A 20150-nucleotide genomic window follows, 5' to 3' on the forward strand; every position below is an offset into this window, starting at 1 on the left:
GTACCGTGATACGGCGCGACGGGCAATACTTCGTCGGCTGGCGAAAACCCTCATTCGGCTACCTACGTGACGCGAGGATTTCTCCAGCGTCGCTTCAGGCGGCCACCTGGCCCTCGACGGCATGGACCAGCGCGTCGGGATCGAGCGGCTTGGTGACGAAGCCGCTGGCGCCATGGGCGAGCACGGCGTGGCGGGTCTTTTCCTGGCTGTCGGCCGAAAGCACCATGATTGGCACCGGCGGCACAGCCATTTCCTCTTCGTGGCGGCGGATGGCGGCGATCGCGTCCAGCCCGTCCATCACCGGCATGTGCAAATCCATCAGCACCACATCGAAGCGATTTTTCAGCCCGGCTTCGGTCACCGCCTCGACCGCGGCCTTGCCATTGCCGACCACTTTCACGCGATGTCCCGCCTTCAAAAGCGTGGCGCGGGCAAGCATGGCGTTGATGTCGTTGTCTTCGGCGATCAGCACCGACAAACCTTGCTGGCGCCCGCCATGGGCACGAAGCGAGGACGCGCCGGTCTTTTCCGGCTTTGGCGGCGGCAAGGCAGGGGCATGACTGGTCAGCAGCACGCGCAGCAGGGTTTCGCCGCGCACCGGCCTCGCCAGGAAGGTGGCGTAGCCGCTGGTGCGGAATTCGCCAAGCATGCCGCGGTCGGTCGGCGCGATCAGCGTGATCGCCTCGCAATCGGCAAAGCCACTCTGGCGCAGGCGCTTGAGCAGTCCGCCGTCGCCGTCCTCCAGGGCCGCGTCGATCAACAGCACATCGCAATGTTCGGCGAAGGGCGTCGCCTGGGAAGCGGTTGCGGCGACGTCGACGGCGCCGCCATGGGCGCGGATGGTGCGGGCGATGGCGTCCGCCTCGACGGCGTTCTTCGACACGATCACGGCGCGCCGGCCGGCCAGGATGTTCTGCCGGTTCTGCGGTGCTTCGGTTGCTCCTGCGGCCGGGATCTCGAAGACGAATTCCGATCCCTCGCCAAGCCGGCTCGACACCGAAATGGCACCGCCCATGGCGGCGACCAGGCGCCTCGATATGGCCAGACCGAGGCCGGCGCCGCCATGGGTGCGGGTCGAGGTGCCGTCGGACTGTTCGAACTCCTCGAAGATGCGCTCCATATCCTCTTCGCGCAGGCCAGGGCCGGTGTCGGCGACGGTGAAGCAGATGCGGTCGCTGGTCTCGGTGCGGGCCCGTGCAACCGAAACCAGCACGCCGCCGGTGTCGGTGAACTTGATCGCATTGCCGATCAGGTTGAGCAGCACCTGCCTGACTCTTCCCGGATCGGCCATGATCATCTGTGGCACGTCGGGCTCGACATGACAGCCGAGGCCGATGTTCTTGGCGAAGGCTTTCGCCGCCATCAGTTCGATGATGTTGTCGGCAATTTCACGCAACGATGTCGGCTGCGGTTCCGGGTCGAAGCGGCCGGCCTCGATCTTGGAATAGTCGAGCAGGTCTTCGATGAGCGCCAAAAGCGCGCTGGCCGAGGTCGAGACGGCGCCGACATAGGTGCGCTGCTCGGGCGACAGATTGGTGTCGGCCAGTAGCTTGGCCATGCCCATGATGCCGTTCATCGGCGTGCGGATCTCATGGCTGACGGTGGCGAGGAAGCGCGACTTGGCCTGGCTGGCATATTCGGCGCGCTCGCGCGCGGTGATCAACGAGGATTCGGCGCGCTTGCGGGCGGTGATGTCACGGGCAATCGCCCGGTGCGAGACGGCGCCGCTATCCTTGTCGCGCACCGACAGTTCGATCCACGAGAACCAGCGCGGACCGTTCGGCGTGCGGATGGAGACGTCGGTGGAACTCAGGCATTCGTGATCCGAAAAGGCGGCGTCGGGAACGATACCGACATCGATGCCGAGGTCGGCCAGAGTCCTGCCGGCAAGGTCGCGCTGATCGGTTCCGACGAGGCCGGCGAAAACCATGTTGGCATAGACGATGTGGCCGTCGCGGTCGCGGTGGACGACGAGATCGCCGAGCGCATCGATCAGCCCGCGAAAACGCTCCTCGCTCTCCTGCATCTCCCACATGCGGTCGGCCAGCGTCTCGATCTCGGCGCGGCTGCGCGCGGCGGTTTCGTCGAGCAAGGCCGTCGCGCGGTGGACGGTGCGGCGGTTGCGCAGGTGCATGGCGACGCCGGCAACGCCTGTCGCCAGCAGGCCGAGGGTGATGAAGATCGGCGCACCGGTGAGGTGGGAGAGGCCCGCCAGCACGACACTGGCGACCACCGTCAGGAACGGCAGGCCCTCGGACGTGGGGCGCGGCAAATCCGGCGCCAGCGGCGGCGCGGCAACATGCTGCCGCTTGGGCGTCGCCGGGTTCGGCCCGTCGATGCTTTCGGCGCGGCTCTTCTCTTTCCTGGCGGACTCCGCGATCATGCGGAACTCCTTGCCAGATAGAGATTATGGAAAAGCGCGGCGGATCGTTCGAATTTTAGCGGTCATGCATTTTTGGCGGTTTTCCGCATCGCCTGATCTTTTCCGAAACCTGATTCCCTTTCGGGATCATGCTTCGGGAGCCTCACATATCGACAACCACGCGGCCCCTGATCTTGCCCTCGACGATGTCATGGGCGGCGGTGATGATGCCGTCGAAGCCGATGGTCGTCGACAGGCCGGCGAGCTTCTTGAGATCAAGATCGCTGCCGATGCGGCGCCAGGCTTCCAGCCGCACAGCCTTTGGCGCCATCACTGAATCGATGCCGAGCAGCGAGACGCCGCGCAGGATGAACGGGGCGACGCTCGACGGCAGATCCATGCCACTCGCCAGGCCGCAGGCGGCGACCGCGCCGCCATAGGCGGTCATCGACAGCACATTGGCCAGCGTGTGGCTGCCGACGGCATCGATGCCGCCGGCCCAGCGCTCCTTGGCCAGCGGCTTGGCCGGCTGGGAGAGTTCCTCGCGCGAAATCACTTCGGCGGCACCGAGGTCGATCAGATAGGAGCTTTCGGCGTTGCGGCCGGTCGAGGCGATGACGTGATAGCCAAGGCTGGACAGGATCGAGACCGCGACCGACCCAACGCCGCCGGCTGCACCCGTCACCACCACCGGGCCGCGATCCGGCAGGATGCCGTGCCGCTCCAGCGCCATGACGCTGAGCATGGCCGTATAGCCGGCGGTGCCGACCGCCATCGCATCGTGCGCGCTGATGCCGTCGGGCAACGGCACCAGCCAGTCGCCGTTGACGCGCGCGCGCCCGGCATAGGCGCCGAAATGCGTCTCGCCGACGCCCCAGCCATTGAGGATGACCTTGTCGCCCTTGCGCCAGTCGGCATGCGATGAGGAGAGGACGGTTCCGGCGAAATCGATGCCCGGCACCAGCGGCCAGCGGCGGATCACTGGCGCTTTCCCAGTGATGGCCAGCCCGTCCTTGTAGTTGACCGTCGTCGCCTCGACCGCGACAGTTACGTCGCCTTCCATCAGATCGGCTTCGCTGAAATCGACGATCTCGACCGATTGCTTCTTTTCGGCGTCGCGCGAAACGAGGATGGCTTTGAAGGTTTCAGGCATCTCTTCTCCTCGGCTTCGCAAAGGCTGGCGGTCGGCATTGGCTGGCTCTGGCCGAACTGTGCGGCGACCGTCCGGCGAGGTCAATTGGTCAAAAGAGTCGGGCCGTCAGGCTTCTGGGCCTTGCGGCTTGGCCTCGCGCCGCCAGCCGATGAACTCGTCGAAGACGACCAGCGCCGCGCCGACCGAAATGAAGGCATCGGCAAGGTTGAAGACGGCGAAGGACCATACCGGCGTGTGGAATAATATATAGTCGATGACGTGGCCGTAGACGGCGCGGTCGATCAGATTGCCGATCGCGCCGCCGATGATCAGGGCAAAGCCGATGCGGGCCAGCACATGGCCGGAGGGCGTGCGCGTCGCCAGATAAAGCACGAAGGCAACGACCACGACCGCGATGACGACCAGGCCGGTGTCGCCGAAGGACGAGAACATCGAGAAGGCGATGCCGGTATTGTAGGTGCGAAACAGCGCCAGGAATGGCACCAGGTCGAGCTTTTCCTGGAAGACGAGGCCGGTCTCGATCAGATGCTTTATCCACTGGTCGAGCGCGATTGCCACCATCACCAGCAGCGCATAGGGAGACCATGATTTCACGATGTGGCGTCCTCGGGGGCAAGTTTCAGCGCGCCGCGGCGGATCTCGAACAGCATGATTCCGGTGGCGACCGCCAAATTGAGTGAATCGGCGCGGCCGGCCTGCGGAATCCGCAGCAGCCGGTCGCAGCTTTCCGCCAGATTGTCGGGCAGGCCCTGCTGCTCATTGCCCATCATCAAGAGCACCGGTCCTCGGGAGAAATCGACCGAGCGGTAGTCGACCGCACCCTTCAGATGGGTGCCGACCACCAGGCCCGAGAAGCTGTTTCGCCAAGCCAGAAATGCTTCCGGCGTCGCCTTGGTCACCGGCACGGCGAAGATCGAGCCCATGGTGGCGCGCACGGTTTCGACCGAAAACGGATCGGTGGTTTCGCCGACCAGGATGACGCCCTTGGCGCCGACGGCATCGACGGTGCGGATGACGGTGCCGAGATTGCCGGGATCGCGCACCCGGTCGAGCGCCACCCAGACATCGCCGTCGTGAGTGCGGATGTCTCTTAACGGCAGCAGTTTCTGCCGGAAGACGCCGACCACCATTTGCGGATTGTCGCGGCGGGTGATGGCGACCAGCACTTTTTCGGACACTTCGAGCACGGTGCCGCCGGCGGCAACCGTGCGCGCCGCCACCTTTTCGACCGCCGCATTGCCGCGTCCGGCCTTGGCGAAAACCAGCGTCCTGATCGACCAGCCGAGGTCGAGGGCGTCGATGACCAGCTTCAGCCCTTCGGCCATGAAGGCGTTCTGCTGGTCGCGGAATTTCTTCTGGGCGAGCGCCTTGATGTCCTTGATCAGCGGATTGGCAAGGCTGGTGACTTCCTTGACCTGCCCGGGCGCGCCGATGTGCCGCTCATTCATTCGGGACTCCCGGGCATTCAGGTCTCCGGGGCATTCAGGCCACCCAGCGCGAAAACAGCGATGTCGACAGCGCCCGCCCGGCGGACTGCTCGCGGATGATCAGTTCGCCTGATTCAACCGTGCCGCCCATGCCGGCAAAGGTGTCGCGCATCAAGGCATGGATGGCGAAGAAGGAGGCGCGGATGGAATAGGCGGTCAGCACCACGGTGAGCGGTTTCGGCGTCAGGATCGCGCGGCAAAGATCGGTCAGGCCGGGCAGGTCCTCGAACAATTGCCAGACCTCGCCCTTGGGGCCGCGGCCATAGGCGGGCGGGTCGAACAGGATGATGTCGTAGCGGCTGCCGCGGCGCTCTTCGCGCTCGGCGAATTTCACAGCATCGTCGACGATCCAGCGGATCGGCTTGCTGCCGAGACCGGCCATTTCCTGGTTTTCGCGCGCCCAGCCGACCGCCTTCTTGGAGGCATCGACATGGGTGACCTCGGCGCCGGCACGGGCGGCCACCAGAGACGCGAGCCCGGTATAGCCGAACAGGTTCAGCACCTTGACCGGGCGCTTGGCCGCCACGATCTGGCTGGCCATATGGTCCCAGTGCGAAGCCTGCTCGGGGAAGACGCCGACATGGCGAAACGAGGTGAAGCGGCCGAGATAGTCGATGCCGTCATGCCTCATCGGCCAGGTCTCGCCCAGCGGCACCTTCGGAAAACGCCAGCGGCCGATGCCTTCTTCGTCGGTATCGCCGGTGAAGATGGCGTCGGCTCGGTCCCAGTCCCTGGCGGGCAAGGCCTTTTGCCAGATCGCCTGTCCCTCGGGCCGCACGATGCGGTAGGGGCCGTATTGTTCGAGCTTTTCGCCGGCGCCGCTGTCGAGCAGTGCATAATCCTGATTGGGCGCCACTTCGAGGATCACCGGCAGGCGCTCAGTGGGCAGGACGCCTTCGCGACGCGCCAGGATACGGGGGGCGGGCTTCGGATTAGACCGGTCGTCCGGTTTTGTTTCGTGGCGTTGCTGTCTGGCTTCGGGTCGGATTGGTACGGTCTCCGGCTGCGGCCGCGCATGTTCGGTCCTGCCTTTTGCGGGCGGACGGTTGTCGCGGCGTTTGTCGCGAAAAGACTTCAAGCAGGAGCGTCTCCGGAGGCGGCAGGCCGCTTTTGGCATAGGGTCACCGGCTGCGCAAACAAAATGGTCCAGCGTGCGAATGTCTGAGGTGGTGGACCTCGCTGAGTAAACAGGCAAATCTGGAATCATGTCCCGTTCCGAACGCCTGCTCGACTTGATCCAGATCCTGCGCCGGCATCGCCGGCCGGTGAGCGGTCGCACGCTTGCCGGCGAGATGGACGTTTCGATCCGAACGCTCTACCGCGACATTGCCACGCTGCAGGGGCAAGGCGCGCCGATCGAGGGCGAGGCTGGGCTGGGCTATGTGCTGAAACCCGGCTTCATGCTGCCGCCACTGATGTTCACCGACGAGGAGATCGAGGCCATCGTTCTGGGATCGCGTTGGGTTGCCAGACAACCGGACAAGCGGCTGTCGGCCGCCGCCACCGACGCGCTGGCCAAGATTGCCGCTGTGCTGCCGGACGATCTGCGTGAGGACCTCGATGCGACCGCGCTTTTGGTCGGGCCGCACGGCGATGCTGTCGAAAGCATCGACCTTGGCCTGGTGCGCCAGGCGATCCGCAACGAGAGAAAACTCGGCTTTCTTTACCGCGACGCCGGCGGCGCCGCCTCCGAGCGCTTGATCTGGCCATTCGCGCTCGGCTTTTTCGACAAGGTGCGGGTGGTGGTGGCCTGGTGCGAGACGCGGCAGGATTTCAGACATTTTCGCGCCGACCGGATGTCGGGGCTCAACACCACAGATATCCGCTATCCGCTCGTCGGCAGGCGCTGCTGAAGGAATGGCGCGCGACGCTGGACGCACCGGAGCGCCAGCCTGGCGCTTAATGCTCCTTTCCACGCGCCCACAAGACGCTGCTGCCAGAATCTGACAGTGGGGTCACCTATGCTCCTCCAATCGAAACCCTGGAGAGCAGACATGAACACCCCCAATTTCGTCATCCTTTATGTCGACAGCCCGGAGCGGAGCGGCGCCTTCTACGGTGCGCTGCTGGGACGCCAGCCGGTGGAGACGTCGCCGACCTTCGTGCTGTTCGTGCTCGACAATGGCTTCAAGCTCGGCCTGTGGTCGCGCCACACGGTGGAGCCGTCGGCCGCGGCCGCGGGCGGCGGTGCGGAGCTCGTCTTCGCGTTGGACCGGCCTGATGCGGTGGACGCCGCCTACACGGACTGGGCAGGACGCGGCTTGACCGTTCTGCAGACGCCGACCGACATGGACTTCGGCCGCACCTTCGTTGCGCTCGATCCCGACAAGCACCGGCTGCGCGTCTACTGGCTGAACGACGGAGAACAGGCCAATGGGGAACAGGCCAATGGAGAACAGAAATGAGTGCGCACTGGATCGCGGTCGCTTCCGCCGAACATGTCCGGCGCGGCCGCGAGGCCGGCTTCATGCAGGTCAACCACGGCAAGGCGGCACCTTTGCGCCGCATCAAGCCCGGCGACGGCATCATCTACTACTCGCCGACCACAATTCTGCGCGAGAAGGACGGCCTGCAGGCCTTCACGGCAATCGGCACCGTGCGAGAAGGCGAGCCCTATCAGGGCCACATGGGCGGTGGCTTCACGCCGTTCCGCAGGGATGTCGAATGGGCCAAGGCCGAGGAAGCGCCGATCAAGCCGCTGCTCGAGCAGCTCGACTTCACCGCGGGCAAATCGAACTGGGGTTACCAGCTGCGCTTTGGCCTGTTCGAAATTACCGCGCATGATTTCGCGCTGATCGCCGAGGCGATGGCGCGGCCATGAAGGCAGGCTGAAGCATCCAGCCGCCGGATGGGCAAGGCACACCGTGACAAGGCTGCTGACACCAAGTTGTCAGCAGCCTTGTGCGACAAGCGATTGTCTTCAGATAGCGTCGCGCTTGCCCCAGGAGAATAAGATGGACTTCGTCTCGATCCGCATCATTACCGACCAGATCAAGCCCTTGGTGGCATTCTACGAGACGATCACCGGGCTTACCGCAACCTGGTTCACAGACGATTTCGCCGAACTGGCAACGCCGTCCTGCACACTGGCGATCGGCAGCACCCGCACGCTGGCCCTGTTCGGAACTGATGTGGCGCAGCCGGCCGCCAATCGCTCAGCGATCATCGAGTTTCGCGTCGCCGATGTTGATGCTGAGCACAGCAGGCTGGCGAAAATCATCGGCGATTTCGTACAGACGCCGACGACGATGCCATGGGGTAACCGGTCGCTGCTGCTGCGCGATCCCGATGGCAATCTGGTGAACTTCTTCACCCCGGTCAGCGCGGAAGCGATCAGGAAGTTCGATCGCAGAACCGGCGCAGACGCTACTGCTTGAGCGCGTTGTAGACGGCAATGCCGGCGGCAAGGTCCTCAAGCGCGGCGCCGACCGACTTGAACAGCGTGACCTCAGTGGGGCTCTGCCGGCCCTGTTTTTCCCCGCGCGCCAGCTCATGCAGATCGGCGACGATCGCTTCCGGCTTCAGCACGCCGGAGGCGAGCGGCTGGACGATGTCGCCGGCTTCCTTGGTGGCGCCGGCGCGGGTGTCGACATAGACGCGGGCGCGCGCGATCGCGTCGTCGTCGCTCTCGCGCATGGTCGGCGTGAAGCCGCCGACCAGATCGACATGCGCGCCCGGCTTGAGCAGCGCACCCTTGACCAGCGGCGTCGTCGTGATCGTCGCCGATGAGACGATGTCGGCCTCGGCGAGTTCGGCGTCGAGATCGCTTGCGGCCTCGGCGTTGAAACCGTCCGCGCGCAAATCAGCCGCGACCTTTTCGGCATTGGCGGGCGTGCGGTTCCAGATGCGGATGGTCTTGATCGGCCGCACCGCGGAGTGCGCCTTGGCGAGGAACGGCGACAGCGCGCCGGCGCCGACCACCAGAAGCCGCGATGCGTCCTCGCGGGCGAGATAGGAGGCCGCCACCGCCGAGGCGCAAGCGGTGCGCCACTGTGTCAGCCGTTGGCCGTCGATCAGCGCTTCGGGCTCGCCGGTGGCGCCGTTGAGCAGGAGGTAGAGCCCCATTACCGCCGGTTTGCCGATGGCGTTGTTGTCGGGCGATACGGTGACGATCTTGACGCCGATATGACCCCCGACCGACGTGCCGGCCGCATGGAAGTCGGTCCACGCCGGCATCAAAAGCAGCGTGGATGTGGCACCGTCGGGCCGCTCGACCCCGTGATGATGGCGGACGGGTTGCACAGCACCCTCGCGGAAGGCCGCGCGCAATGTCTCGACCAGCCCGGGAAAGGTCAGCGCCTGGTCGACAGCGTCGGCCGAAATGGTCAGCATGCAAAACTCCGCGAAGATAAAAGCGCCGGCTTCAGGCCGTTGGCTTCGGCAGCGCCGGCCCCTGGCCCGAGCCTTGCGGTGCGGCGGGTACCCGGCTGACCGCCTGGCGCAAATTCTCGGCCTCGACGCCGCGCTGGCGCGCCAGCTTGCGGTAGCGGCCCTGCTTGACCCAGGTCGCCAGGCTGCCGACGACCATGCCGATGGCGAGCGCCACGAACAGGAAGATGAACAGCGGCAAGGTCAGCGTCAGTTTCGGATTGCCGGGGTTGAACGGGTCGAGCGTGAAGGCGACCAGCTCGCGGTTGGCGACGGCCAGCGCGATCAGGATGACGGCGAGCGGCACGAAGACCACGATAAGTATGAAGCGGTTCAACATAGAAATTCCCTGGAGAAGGCAGGCCTTGATAACGCCGGCGCGTTGGTCCGCGCCTACTTGCCGCCATTCAGCCTTTCACGCAATTCCTTGCCGGTCTTGAAGAACGGCACCCACTTCTCCTCGACGTCGACGGATTCGCCGGTGCGCGGGTTGCGGCCAGTGCGGGCAGGGCGATTTTTCACCGAAAAAGCGCCGAAGCCACGCAACTCGACCCGATTGCCTTCCGCCAGGGCATCGGTGATCTCGTCGAAGATCGCTCCCACGATGTTTTCGACGTCGCGCAGGAAAAGATGCGGGTTGCGCGTGGCAATGATCTGCACAAGCTCGGATTTGATCATCAGAAAGGTCCCCGTGAAAGCGCTGCGGTCAAATTATCAGGATGATTTTATTTGCTTTTTTACTCGCCCCAACCGGCAGATCAAGGGTGCCAGACGGAAACGAGACCGTCAAGAAACAAGCGGTCCGCGCCAATTTCGTGAAGCACGTCGCTGCCGGCCTCCGACAGGCCGAGCGCGCTGCCGACGCTGCGCGCTATTGCTTTCGAGAACAGGAAGCCGCCACGCCGCTCGGTGTCCTTCCATTCCACCACCTTGAGCTTGGCGTCGACACCCTTGGTCGCCAGCCAGTCGATCGCCACGCTCTCGCCGCCGACAGCGTCGATCAGACCGTTGGCAAGGCCCTGGCGGCCGGTGAAGATCGAGCCGTCGGCAAGGGCCAGTGCCTGATCGCGGGTCATTTTGCGGCGCTCGGCGACGATGCCGACGAACCAGTCATAGCTATCGAGGATGAGCTTGCGGACCATGGCTCGCTCGTCTTCATTGGTCGGTTTGAAGGGCGAGGGCGATGCCTTCAGCGGGGAGGATTTCACTTCCTCGAGCTTGATGCCGACCTTGTCCATCAGACCGCTGACATCGGGATACTGGATGAGCACACCGATCGAGCCGACGATCGACGTCTTGCGGGCAACGATATGGTCGCTGGCACTGGCGATCATGTAGCCGGCCGATGCGGCCAGCGTGCCGACCTCGGCCACCACCGGCTTGTCGGCGGCAAGCTTGCGCACCTCCTCGTAGATCGATTCGCCGCCGACCGTGGTGCCTCCGGGCGAATCGATCGCCAGGATGACGCCCTTGACCTGCGGGGATGTGCGGATGGTTTCCAGCCGCTTGATCAGTTCCTCGTCCTCGGTGATGGTGCCTTCGATCCTGACCTTGGCGATGTGGTCGACGGAAGAACCGCCGAGGTCGCCCCCATAGAACCAGCTTGCAAGCGCAATCACCCCAAGGGCCACGATGGCAATGGCGGCGCCGCGCCAGAAGGTCAGCTTGCGCCGCAAGCGGCGGCGGTCGATCAGGTCGTCGGCTCTCAGTGCCATGGTCTGCCTCACAGTCGGTGGGAAGCGATGCTTTTAAAGCAAGCGTCCGCGCCCGGCTACCTCTTCCTCAAGAGCCTGCGACGAAGCGACCTTCACGACGGAGGCATTTCAGGAAAAAATGACGCGGCGCGTTCGTTTCTGCTATGAAGTGACGAAATTGTGTCGCCTGAGTTCCGTCTGTAAAACAGCGGCCGTCACATTTTTGCGGTTTTCCTCCGCTTGTGCTTGCTTGCGGGGGCCGGCAACCCACCTATAGCAGGTGTTTTGGCGGACAAGGGTTTATTAGAAGTCAGTCATGCTTGCGCGATCGAACGAACCGACCAATGCCGATGCGGCCTTGGCGCCCACGGCGCCAGCGGGCACGCGCGGCGACGCCTTCGACCGCGCCCAGCGCCACTCGCGCCGCGTGCGCGTGCTTAAGTTTGCCGTCCCGGTGCTTGCCGCCGGGATCGCGGTTGCGTTTCCGGTCTATTCCTATCTGGCGGCGCCGATCAACATTTCGATACAGGCAGACGGCACCGCTTTCGCGGATGGCAAGCTGGTGATGGCCAATCCGAAGCTCAACGGCTTCACCAAGGACAAGCTGCCCTATTCGCTGACGGCCTTGCGCGCCATCCAGGATGTCGGCAAGCAGGACATCATCGAACTCGAAGGCATCCATGCCAAATTGCCGCTGACGGCCGACAATGTGGCGACCGTCGACGCCAAGCGCGGGATCTACAACAGAAACGCCAACACGATGGACATGACCAGCGACGTTACCGTCACCACCACCGACGGCGTCGCTGCCATCTTCAAATCGGTCTTCCTCGATATGGGCAAAGGCTCTATGAAGACAGGTGATGCGGTCGATGTCAGCCGTAACGGCTCGCGGATCACCGCGGGTTCAATGTCGGTCGAAGACAATGGCAAGGTCATCGTTTTCGAGAACAAGGTAAGCGTTCACATCGATCCGGCCACTATGAAGGCGGCAGAGGCAAAGAGCGGAGAAACGAATGCGTCCCAGTAATTCGGCACGGCTTGTCGCCGCAGCTTCGGCCTTGCTGTTGCTGGGTATGGCGCCGTCCTGGGCTCAGTCCAGCGCCAGCAGCCAGTCCGGGCTCAAACTGTCGGGCGACCAGCCGATCCAGATCGAGAGCGACAAACTTGAGGTCCGCCAGGCCGACAGCATGGCGCTGTTCAGCGGCAACGTCACCGTCACGCAAGGGCCAACGCTGCTCAAGGCCGGCAGCATGGAGGTCTACTACGTCAAGGACCCCAACGCCGCCAAAGGTGCTGCCGCCGGCGCTTCGGCGATGACCGGTTCGGCCAATATCGACCATCTGGTGGTCAAGAACAAAGTCTACATCAAGTCGAATGACCAGATCGCCACCGGCGACAACGCCACGTTCGACATGAAGACGCAGGTGCTTGTTCTGTCGGGCAAGGAGGTCGTCTTGTCCCAAGGACCCAACGTCCTCAAGGGCTGCAAGCTCACCGTGCAGATGAAAAGCGGCCTTGCTCAGGTCGATGGCTGCGGCGGGCGCGTCATCATGTCGATGACGCCGCCACCGAAATCCGAGGCCCCGAAGCCCGAATGACTGGCGTGTCTTCGCTGCTGACCCGCCTTCCGGGACGGGCGGCCAGTAAACTTGCAGCACCGGCCACAGTCACCGTTGATTCCTCGAAGTTCAAGGGCACCCTGATCGCCAAGGGTCTGACCAAGAGCTACAAGGGCCGCAAGGTGGTCAGCGGTGTCACCATCGGCGTGCGCGCCGGCGAGGCTGTCGGGCTGCTCGGGCCGAACGGCGCCGGCAAGACCACCTGTTTCTACATGGTCACCGGCTTGGTGCCGGTCGATGAGGGCACGATCGAGATCGACGGTTTCGACGTCACCTCGATGCCGATGTACCGCCGCGCCCGCCTCGGCATCGGCTATTTGCCGCAGGAAGCCTCGATCTTCCGCGGCCTGAATGTCGAGCAGAACATCCGCGCCGTGCTCGAAGTGGTTGAGAAGGACCGCAAGGTGCGCGAGCGCAATCTCGACGAACTGCTCGAGGAATTTCACATCAGCCATCTGCGGAAGTCGCCGTCCATGTCGCTGTCGGGTGGCGAGCGGCGGCGTCTTGAGATCGCCCGAGCTTTGGCGACGCGCCCGGCCTACATGCTGCTCGACGAGCCGTTCGCCGGCATCGACCCGATTGCCGTCGCCGACATCCAGCAGCTGGTTCGTCATCTAACGGCGCGCGGCATCGGCGTGCTGATTACCGACCACAATGTGCGCGAAACGCTCGGCCTCATCGACCGCGCCTACATCATCCATGCCGGCCAGGTGCTGACTCATGGCCGTGCCGACGAGGTGGTGGCGAACCCCGATGTGCGCCGGCTCTACCTCGGCGAAGGTTTCACGCTCTGAGCGTGAAATTTGTTTCCTGACGTGATTTTTGCCGCCCCGCCGGGCTTTTTTCTCCGATTTTGCGTGAGATAATGCTTCGGTAGGGGCCTTTTGCCATCGTTCGCCTTGACAAGCAAAAGCCGGGCCAGTTTCTATGGAAGGTCGGAAAAATTCATTTTCCGGCAGCTTCTGATGTGTAGGCTTCCGGGTGCAGAAGGGCGTTTGAAACCGAACCATGGCGTTGGCGGCGAAACTACAGCTACGACAATCCCAGTCGCTGGTGATGACGCCGCAGCTGATGCAGTCGATCAGGCTGTTGCAGCTCACCCATGTCGAGCTCGACCACTTCATCGACGACGAGATCGAGCGCAATCCGCTGCTGGAGCGCGCCGAGCCCCAGGATGACGCCGCAAGCGACCAGGTGCAGAAGGGCGATGCCGCTCCTGAGCCTGCCGCCGATGGCGACTGGTTCGAAAACGAGACGGCGTGGAGCGCCGAAGCGATCTCCGACAAGCTCGACAGCTCGCTGGAAAATCTGTTCCCCGACGATCCCGGCACAAGCGAGCGGCTCGGTCCGGACCTGACGGCGCAGTGGAAGTCGGCCACCGGCAATGGTTCGTCCGGTTCTTCCGAAGGCTTCGACGTCGGCGACATGGCCGCCGCGGCGATCACGCTGCGCCAGCATGTCGGCGAGCAGATCGCGCTTGCCTTTGCCGATCCGGCCGCAAGGCTGATCGCAGCCGAACTGGCCGACGGCCTGGACGAGGCCGGCTATCTGCGCGCCGATCCCGCCGAGATCGCCAAACGGCTCGGCGCCGATCAGGCGATGGTAGCCAATGTGCTGGCAGCCTGCCACACATTCGAGCCGGTCGGCCTGTTTGCGCGCGACCTTGCCGAATGCCTGTCGCTGCAGCTTGCCATGCGTGATCGTCTCGATCCGGCGATGAAGATGCTGGTCGGCAACCTCGAACTGTTGGCGCGGCGCGATTTCCAGACGCTGAAGCGGCTTTGCGGGGTCGACGAGGAGGATCTCCTCGACATGTTGGCCGAAATCCGCGCGCTCGATCCGCGTCCGGGCACGGCATTTTCAGGAGGCGCCAGCGACGCCATCGTCGCCGATGTCGAAGTCCGCGCCGCCAATGACGGTAGCTGGACGGTCGAGCTCAATGCCGAGACGCTGCCGCGCGTGCTTGTCGATCACATCTATTTCGCCCAGGTCTCGCCGCATGCGAAGAATCAGGCGGAGAAGGATTTCCTGGCCGAATGCCTGCAGAATGCCAACTGGCTGACGCGCAGTCTCGACCAGCGGGCAAAGACGATCCTGAAAGTGGCGTCGGAAATCGTGCGCCAGCAGGACGCTTTTCTCGTCCATGGTGTGCGCCAGCTCAGGCCGCTCAACCTGCGCACGGTGGCCGATGCCATCGGCATGCATGAATCGACCGTCAGCCGGGTGACGGCCAACAAATACATGCTGACTCCGCGTGGCGTGTTCGAGCTGCGTTATTTCTTCACGGCTTCGATCGCGGCGTCGGGCGGCGGTGATGCGCATTCCTCGGAAGCGGTGCGCGACCGCATCAAGCAGCTGATCGACGAGGAAAAGCCCGCCGATGTGCTGTCCGATGACGCAATCGTCGATATGTTGAAGGAAAGCGGCGTCGATATTGCCCGGCGCACGGTGGCCAAGTACCGGGAGGGTATGAATATTCCCTCCTCGGTGCAGCGGCGGCGTGAAAAGCGCGCTCTGGCAAGCGCGGGGCGCTAGCTCTGCTTGCCCGGCAAGGCTTTTGCTATGGTTGGATTTCCACAACTTTCGACCTTAAAGCGCGTCGCGCTGAAACGGATTCATGCGACGCGCTTTAAGTCTTGTTTTGATGCATGTCGTTGTCCCAGAACCGCAGCGCACTTCTGGGCGACATGCATTAATTGACAAGCTGCAATGAAGTGTCTAGAAGCCCGCCCGCATGAGACGGGCTCGCGGCCCGCATGCGGATGGTCCGTCACGATGAAGGCCACGGGACGGCCAAGAAGGCGGATTGTGATCAACCGGAAAGTTCGGATCTAAAATCGGCGCGAGTTGACGCCGCAAAGCTTGTGCGCACGGATCACGAGTATAAACTCTGGCCAGTTTGAAGCCTGAGCAAGGAAGGTCAGTTTTCAGATGAAATTGCGCATATCGGGTAAACACATGGATATCGGCGATGCGTTGCGTACGCGCATTACCGATCGTGTCGGCGAGGCGATTGGAAAATATTTCGATCGCGGTTTTTCAGGGCACGTCACGGTCATCAAATCGGGGTCGCGTTACTCGGCCGATTGCATGATCAGGCTGGATTCCGGCGCTTCGCTGCAGGCAACCGGCGATTCCCAGGATCCGACACTTGCCTTCGAGGCGGCCGCGGACCGCCTCGAAACCAGGCTGCGGCGCTACAAACGCCGTCTGAAATCGCACAATTCAGGCACTGGAAATGGTGAAATCACCGACATCGCCTATACGGTGATGGCGCCGCTGACCGATGACGATGAGGACATTCCGGAGGACTACGCCCCGGCCATCGTCGCCGAATCAACCATGACGCTGCAGACCATGTCGGTGGCGTCGGCGGTTATCGAACTCGACACCAAGGACAGCCCGGTTTTCGTATTCCGCAACGCCGGAAACGACCACCTCAACATCGTCTATCGGCGGCCGGACGGAAATATCGGCTGGATCGACCCGTCGACGACCAAAGTCGCACAGGCGTGACGACAACGACAATGGTCGCACAGGTGACGACAATGGTCGCACAGGGATAATAGCCAGCCGCGCGAGGGGCGAGGACTGGCGACGGCAGGCGAATAAGGGATTTCAAATATGGATCTGAGCGATCTTCTCAACGTTCCGGCGATCTTGCCGGCGTTGAAGGCGAACTCCAAAAAGCAGCTTTTGCAGTTGCTGTCCGAGAGAGCGGCGGCGATTTCCGGCATTCCGGAGCGCGAAGTGTTCGACACCATCCTGCAGCGCGAACGGCTGGGCTCCACCGGCGTCGGCAACGGCATTGCCATTCCGCACGGCAAGCTCGCCGGGGTGAAGCGCATCGCCGGCGTCTTTGCCCGGCTGGAGACGCCGGTCGATTTCGAGGCGCTGGATGACCAGCCGGTCGATCTGGTGTTTTTGCTGCTGGCCCCGGAAGGCGCCGGCGCCGATCATCTCAAGGCACTGTCGCGCATCGCCAGGGTGTTGCGCGACGCCGATACGGTGGCCAAGATCAGGGGCACGCGCGACGCGGTCGCCATCCACGCGCTGCTGTCGGACACGCAGGCCTCGCACGCCGCCTGAAGTTCTTCGGATTTAAGTCTTCCAGGGGCCGCCGAAGGCGGCCCTCTCCATTTCAACCGCCAGCAGTCGCCTTAGTGAATGGCGACAGTGGTCAGGTCGTTTTCCATGGCGCCGGCCAAAGCCCGGTCTTTCGCATCCGAAAGCAGGATCGGCTGGCCGTTGGCGGCAAACAGGGCCCACAGCACCATTCCAGGCGCGATTTCGCCGAGATTGGGGAAGCGGCCGAGCAGTTCGTCGCTCGAGACCTTGCGGAGGTAAGCGACCGAGCCTTCGCCGAGATGGGCGAATTCGCCGCTGGTCATGGTGATGGTTTCGTCAGTTCTGGTCATTTCAAAGCCTCCTTGGCGCGAGGACGCCGCTCAAGGCCATCCCGCATGAGAGCCATCGGTGAGAATCAGTCTTTCACCGATATATTTATTTTCCGTACCAGCCGTTCGGTATCCGGCCGATCGAGATCGATCGACAAAAGGCCGTTCTTCAGTTCCGCTGCGATCACCCGCATGCCGTCGGCCAGCACGAAACAGCGCTGGAACTGGCGCGCGGCGATGCCGCGGTGGAGGAATTCGCGCTCGGTGTCGTCGGTTTGACGGCCGCGCACGACCAACTGGTTTTCCTCCGTGGTGACATCGAGATCGCTTTCGGCGAAACCCGCGACAGCCAGCGTAATGCGCAGCCTTTCGGCCTTGCCGTCAGCACCGCTGAGGCGCTCGATGTTGTAGGGAGGATAACTGTCACCGGATTTCGCCAGTCGTTCCAGGGTCTTTTCCATGGCATCGAAACCAAGGAGAAGCGGGCTGGAGAAGGGCGTCATTCGGCTCATGTTACACTGTCCTCTTTGGAGCGACATAAACTGGAAAAACCCGGATGGCATTTTTCCCGATGGTCTTGATATGGTCCGCGCCGCGGCCAAGTTCAAGCCGCCGAACGCCCCCGCCAAAAAGACTCCCCCGCATAAGGAAATGAAATGCCCCAGACCCGCAAGATCATCATCGACACGGATCCCGGCCAGGACGATGCCGTTGCCATATTGCTGGCGCTCGGCAGCGCCGAGCTGGAAATCGTCGGCATCTCCGCTGTTGCCGGCAACGTGCCGCTGAAATTGACCGAGAAGAACGCCAGGAAGATCTGCGAACTGGCCGGCCGGCCCGACATCAAGGTCTATGCCGGCGCCATCCGCCCGCTGGCGCGCGAACTGGTCACCGCCGAAGAAGTGCATGGCAAGACCGGCCTCAACGGCCCGCAACTGCCCGATCCGAAGATGAAGCTGCAGGGCCAGTATGCCGTCGATTTCCTCGTCGAGACGCTGATGAAGGAAGAGGCCGGCACGATCACGCTGTGCGCGCTCGGCCCGCTCACCAATGTCGCGCTGGCGCTGATCCGCGAGCCGAAGATCGCGCCGCGCATCAAGGAAATCGTGCTGATGGGCGGCGGTTTCTTCGAAGGCGGCAATGTCACGCCGACCGCCGAGTTCAACATCTATGTCGATCCGCAAGCGGCCGACCTGGTGTTCAAATCCGGCATTCCGATCGTCATGATGCCGCTCGACGTCACCCACAAGGCGCTGACCACGGCCAAGCGCACGCAGGCCATCCGCCAGCTCGGCACCCGGGTCGGCACCGCGACGGCCGAGATGCTGGAGTTCTTCGAGCGCTTCGACGAGGAGAAATACGGCACCGATGGCGGCCCGCTGCACGACCCGTGCGTCATCGCCTATCTGTTGAAGCCGGAGCTGTTCAAGGGCCGCAACTGCAACGTCACCGTGGAAACCACCTCCGAGCTCACCATGGGCATGACCGTCATCGACTGGTGGGGCGTGACCAAGCGGCCGAAGAACGCCATGGTGATGCGCGACATCGACCATGACGCCTTTTTTGCGCTGCTGGTGGAGAGGCTGGGGCGGCTTTAAGCCTGCCTTGACGCAGATCGTTCGCCCAGGGCCTAGCGCCTCTGGGCGATATCGGCTGCTTACTCGTCGAGCAGCCGATAGGTTTCGCTGCCATCCTGCCTATGCTGTTGCTCGACCGGAACTTGCGAACCCATGGCTCGTGGTGTTTCCGCATCGCCGTATACGAAAATCAGGTCGTTTTCGCTGAGACGGATACCATACAGGTAACGAAACCCACCGTTGATCCAGCCCTTTGGGTTCGGCGAGGCATCGAGAACACTGACAACCGTGCCTGTCGCCCGTCCCAGGCTGATGATCGGGCTGCTGTGTCCGGCGGCAGGCCTCATGATTGCAAAAATGCACGCGCCAAGCAGCACGGCAGCAAAAGCGATGCCCCAGACGTTTTCTCGCAGAATTGGCAAGGCGAGAGCCAAGCGTGCTTGTGCAAGGCGGGTCATTCTGGAAACCGGTAGAAGACGAAGCCATTATCACGCGTGACGCGCTCCAACTTTGCCGGCGCACCGATCAGATGCGGACGATCGTCATCGACAAGAATGGACGAACCGGTTTCGAGAGCAACCAGATAAAGGGTGCGGTCGTGGTCCGAATGGGCGCTTTTGACTGTTGCGTCGATTGGCTCGACTGACCGGATAGCGCTCGCATCATTCGTCCATTTGTAGAGAGCCGAAGGAACCATCACCGCGAACAGGGCGGCGGTCAGAATCACGCCGGGCGCGTTCCTTTTTATGCCAGCGTAAGTCCATGACATCGACGTGAATCCCCTAACGCGGATTCATGTGGTGGCGCGAAAGCTGACTTTCAATCAGGCTTCACGTACCGGCTCCGTTGGGAACGACCGTTGGCGGTCGTCACTTCGCCTTGGAAAACGCCAGCCACAGGCCGCCGCCGACCAGAAAGCTGCCGCTGATCCTGGACATCAGCTTGATGCGGCTGGCCGAGAGCAGGCGTCCGGCGCGGCTGGCGGCGAGCGCATAGGTGGAATCCGAGACGGCGGCAAAGATCATCGCGGTGAGGCCCATGACGACGATCTGTAGCGTGTAATTGCCCTGCGGGGCGATAAATTGCGGGAAGAAGGCGCCGAAGAACACCAGGGTCTTGGGGTTGCTGAGCGCCACCAGCAGACCCTGCAGGAAGAAGCCGCCACGCGGCTTTCTCGCCGTGCCGTCGCCGTTCAGCGTGCCCTTGGCGCGGAACATCTGCACGCCCATCCAGATCAGATAGGCGGCGCCGATCAGACGCACCCATTCGAACCAGTGGCCCATGCCCGCGATCAGCGTGTTGAGGCCGATGCCGACGATGGCGATCATGATGGCAAGCCCGGCCTGCGTGCCGGCGACATTGGCAAGCCCGGCGCGGTAGCCATGGCGGATGCTGTTGGCGATGATCAGCGTCACAGTCGGACCGGGCACCAGGATGATGACGATGCAGGCAAGGACATAGGCGGCGTAGAGTTCCAGCGACATGGGGAT

Annotated in this window: 24 protein-coding genes and 1 pseudogene; 11 read left to right on the forward strand and 14 right to left on the reverse strand. The window is 63.2% G+C overall.

Annotated elements, in window-relative coordinates; translation table 11 throughout:
- Positions 1-94 precede the first annotated feature (94 nt).
- The 5 genes from X757_RS149530 to X757_RS149510 form a co-directional block, all read right to left on the reverse strand.
- The gene (locus tag X757_RS149530; RefSeq protein WP_023726459.1) at positions 95-2383 is read right to left on the reverse strand and encodes a response regulator; all 2289 of its coding nucleotides are present in this window, start codon (positions 2381-2383) and stop codon (positions 95-97) included.
- A 142-nt stretch (positions 2384-2525) separates the two neighbouring features.
- Positions 2526-3515 (reverse strand): MDR family oxidoreductase, encoded by a 990-nt coding sequence (locus tag X757_RS149525; RefSeq protein WP_023704210.1) that lies wholly within the window; start codon positions 3513-3515, stop codon positions 2526-2528.
- Positions 3516-3620: 105 nt separating this feature from the next.
- Positions 3621-4109: a signal peptidase II gene (gene lspA / locus X757_RS149520; protein WP_023683060.1), complete on the reverse strand. Its 489-nt coding sequence runs from the start codon at positions 4107-4109 to the stop codon at positions 3621-3623.
- Positions 4106-4963 carry an RNA methyltransferase gene (locus X757_RS149515; RefSeq protein WP_023698197.1) on the reverse strand — a complete coding sequence of 286 codons (858 nt, stop codon included), beginning with the start codon at positions 4961-4963 and terminating at the stop codon, positions 4106-4108. Before X757_RS149515 ends, lspA begins: the two co-directional genes overlap by 4 nt.
- Positions 4964-4997: 34 nt before the next feature.
- Positions 4998-6080, reverse strand: coding sequence for a class I SAM-dependent rRNA methyltransferase (locus X757_RS149510; protein WP_023726460.1), 1083 nt, complete (start codon positions 6078-6080; stop codon positions 4998-5000).
- Between the two features lie 127 nt (positions 6081-6207).
- Between X757_RS149510 and X757_RS01000000164850 the strand changes: the two are divergent.
- From X757_RS01000000164850 to X757_RS149495, 4 genes and pseudogenes are all read left to right on the forward strand, one after another.
- Positions 6208-6905, forward strand: a pseudogene (locus tag X757_RS01000000164850) (helix-turn-helix transcriptional regulator).
- Between the two features lie 91 nt (positions 6906-6996).
- Positions 6997-7407 carry a VOC family protein gene (locus tag X757_RS149505; protein WP_023683064.1) on the forward strand — a complete coding sequence of 137 codons (411 nt, stop codon included), beginning with the start codon at positions 6997-6999 and terminating at the stop codon, positions 7405-7407.
- Positions 7404-7823, forward strand: coding sequence for an EVE domain-containing protein (locus X757_RS149500; RefSeq protein ID WP_023683065.1), 420 nt, complete (start codon positions 7404-7406; stop codon positions 7821-7823). The genes X757_RS149505 and X757_RS149500 overlap by 4 nt, the downstream gene beginning before the upstream one ends.
- 133 nt (positions 7824-7956) lie before the next feature.
- Positions 7957-8379: a VOC family protein gene (locus tag X757_RS149495; protein WP_023683066.1), complete on the forward strand. Its 423-nt coding sequence runs from the start codon at positions 7957-7959 to the stop codon at positions 8377-8379.
- Here X757_RS149495 and X757_RS149490 read toward each other — a convergent pair.
- The 4 genes from X757_RS149490 to sppA all read right to left on the reverse strand — a co-directional run bounded on the left by X757_RS149490 (position 8369) and on the right by sppA (position 11085).
- Positions 8369-9334 (reverse strand): ornithine cyclodeaminase family protein, encoded by a 966-nt coding sequence (locus tag X757_RS149490; protein ID WP_023683067.1) that lies wholly within the window; start codon positions 9332-9334, stop codon positions 8369-8371. The two genes, X757_RS149495 and X757_RS149490, sit on opposite strands and share 11 nt — an antisense overlap.
- Before the next feature lie 31 nt (positions 9335-9365).
- Positions 9366-9710 (reverse strand): lipopolysaccharide assembly protein LapA domain-containing protein, encoded by a 345-nt coding sequence (locus X757_RS149485; protein WP_023698203.1) that lies wholly within the window; start codon positions 9708-9710, stop codon positions 9366-9368.
- Between the two features lie 53 nt (positions 9711-9763).
- The gene (locus X757_RS149480) at positions 9764-10048 is read right to left on the reverse strand and encodes an integration host factor subunit beta (RefSeq protein ID WP_023700102.1); all 285 of its coding nucleotides are present in this window, start codon (positions 10046-10048) and stop codon (positions 9764-9766) included.
- An 80-nt stretch (positions 10049-10128) separates the two neighbouring features.
- Positions 10129-11085 (reverse strand): signal peptide peptidase SppA, encoded by a 957-nt coding sequence (gene sppA, locus X757_RS149475; RefSeq protein WP_023686570.1) that lies wholly within the window; start codon positions 11083-11085, stop codon positions 10129-10131.
- A gap of 295 nt (positions 11086-11380) precedes the next feature.
- On the opposite strand from sppA, the gene lptC reads away from it, so the two are divergent.
- The 6 genes from lptC (at position 11381) to ptsN (ending at position 16775) form a co-directional block, all read left to right on the forward strand.
- Positions 11381-12094, forward strand: a complete 714-nt coding sequence (gene lptC / locus X757_RS149470) for an LPS export ABC transporter periplasmic protein LptC (RefSeq protein WP_023669748.1) — start codon at positions 11381-11383, stop codon at positions 12092-12094.
- Complete coding sequence (locus tag X757_RS149465; protein WP_023683069.1) at positions 12081-12665, forward strand: LptA/OstA family protein; 585 nt, start codon at positions 12081-12083, stop codon at positions 12663-12665. The genes lptC and X757_RS149465 overlap by 14 nt, the downstream gene beginning before the upstream one ends.
- Complete coding sequence (gene lptB, locus X757_RS149460; protein WP_023669746.1) at positions 12662-13480, forward strand: LPS export ABC transporter ATP-binding protein; 819 nt, start codon at positions 12662-12664, stop codon at positions 13478-13480. Before X757_RS149465 ends, lptB begins: the two co-directional genes overlap by 4 nt.
- A 214-nt stretch (positions 13481-13694) precedes the next feature.
- Positions 13695-15221 carry an RNA polymerase factor sigma-54 gene (rpoN, locus tag X757_RS149455; protein ID WP_023726461.1) on the forward strand — a complete coding sequence of 509 codons (1527 nt, stop codon included), beginning with the start codon at positions 13695-13697 and terminating at the stop codon, positions 15219-15221.
- Positions 15222-15617: 396 nt separating this feature from the next.
- Complete coding sequence (hpf, locus tag X757_RS149450; RefSeq protein ID WP_023683071.1) at positions 15618-16202, forward strand: ribosome hibernation-promoting factor, HPF/YfiA family; 585 nt, start codon at positions 15618-15620, stop codon at positions 16200-16202.
- A gap of 108 nt (positions 16203-16310) precedes the next feature.
- A complete protein-coding gene (gene ptsN, locus X757_RS149445; RefSeq protein ID WP_023669743.1) occupies positions 16311-16775 on the forward strand; it encodes a PTS IIA-like nitrogen regulatory protein PtsN in 465 nt (154 codons plus the stop codon).
- Positions 16776-16846: 71 nt separating this feature from the next.
- Here the strand turns inward: ptsN and X757_RS149440 are convergent, their stop codons facing one another.
- On the reverse strand, positions 16847-17104 hold the full coding sequence (locus tag X757_RS149440; RefSeq protein WP_023683072.1) for a DUF1150 family protein: 258 nt from the start codon (positions 17102-17104) through the stop codon (positions 16847-16849).
- A 65-nt stretch (positions 17105-17169) separates the two neighbouring features.
- Entirely contained in the window at positions 17170-17595 is a 426-nt protein-coding gene (locus X757_RS149435; protein WP_023669741.1) for an Hsp20 family protein, read from the reverse strand.
- 144 nt (positions 17596-17739) lie between these two features.
- Between X757_RS149435 and X757_RS149430 the strand changes: the two genes are divergently transcribed.
- A complete protein-coding gene (locus X757_RS149430) occupies positions 17740-18681 on the forward strand; it encodes a nucleoside hydrolase (RefSeq protein WP_023726462.1) in 942 nt (313 codons plus the stop codon).
- Positions 18682-18740: 59 nt separating this feature from the next.
- On the opposite strand, the gene X757_RS149425 is transcribed toward X757_RS149430, so the two are convergent.
- The 3 genes from X757_RS149425 to X757_RS149415 all read right to left on the reverse strand — a co-directional run bounded on the left by X757_RS149425 (position 18741) and on the right by X757_RS149415 (position 20144).
- Positions 18741-19118, reverse strand: a complete 378-nt coding sequence (locus X757_RS149425; protein ID WP_031251329.1) for a hypothetical protein — start codon at positions 19116-19118, stop codon at positions 18741-18743.
- Entirely contained in the window at positions 19115-19387 is a 273-nt protein-coding gene (locus X757_RS149420) for a hypothetical protein (protein ID WP_245260100.1), read from the reverse strand. The genes X757_RS149425 and X757_RS149420 overlap by 4 nt, the downstream gene beginning before the upstream one ends.
- 142 nt (positions 19388-19529) lie before the next feature.
- The gene (locus tag X757_RS149415; RefSeq protein ID WP_023683073.1) at positions 19530-20144 is read right to left on the reverse strand and encodes a LysE family translocator; all 615 of its coding nucleotides are present in this window, start codon (positions 20142-20144) and stop codon (positions 19530-19532) included.
- Between the last annotated feature and the right edge of the window lie 6 nt (positions 20145-20150).

The sequence above is a fragment of the Mesorhizobium sp. LSHC412B00 genome (genome assembly GCF_000503035.1).
GTDB lineage: Bacteria > Pseudomonadota > Alphaproteobacteria > Rhizobiales > Rhizobiaceae > Mesorhizobium.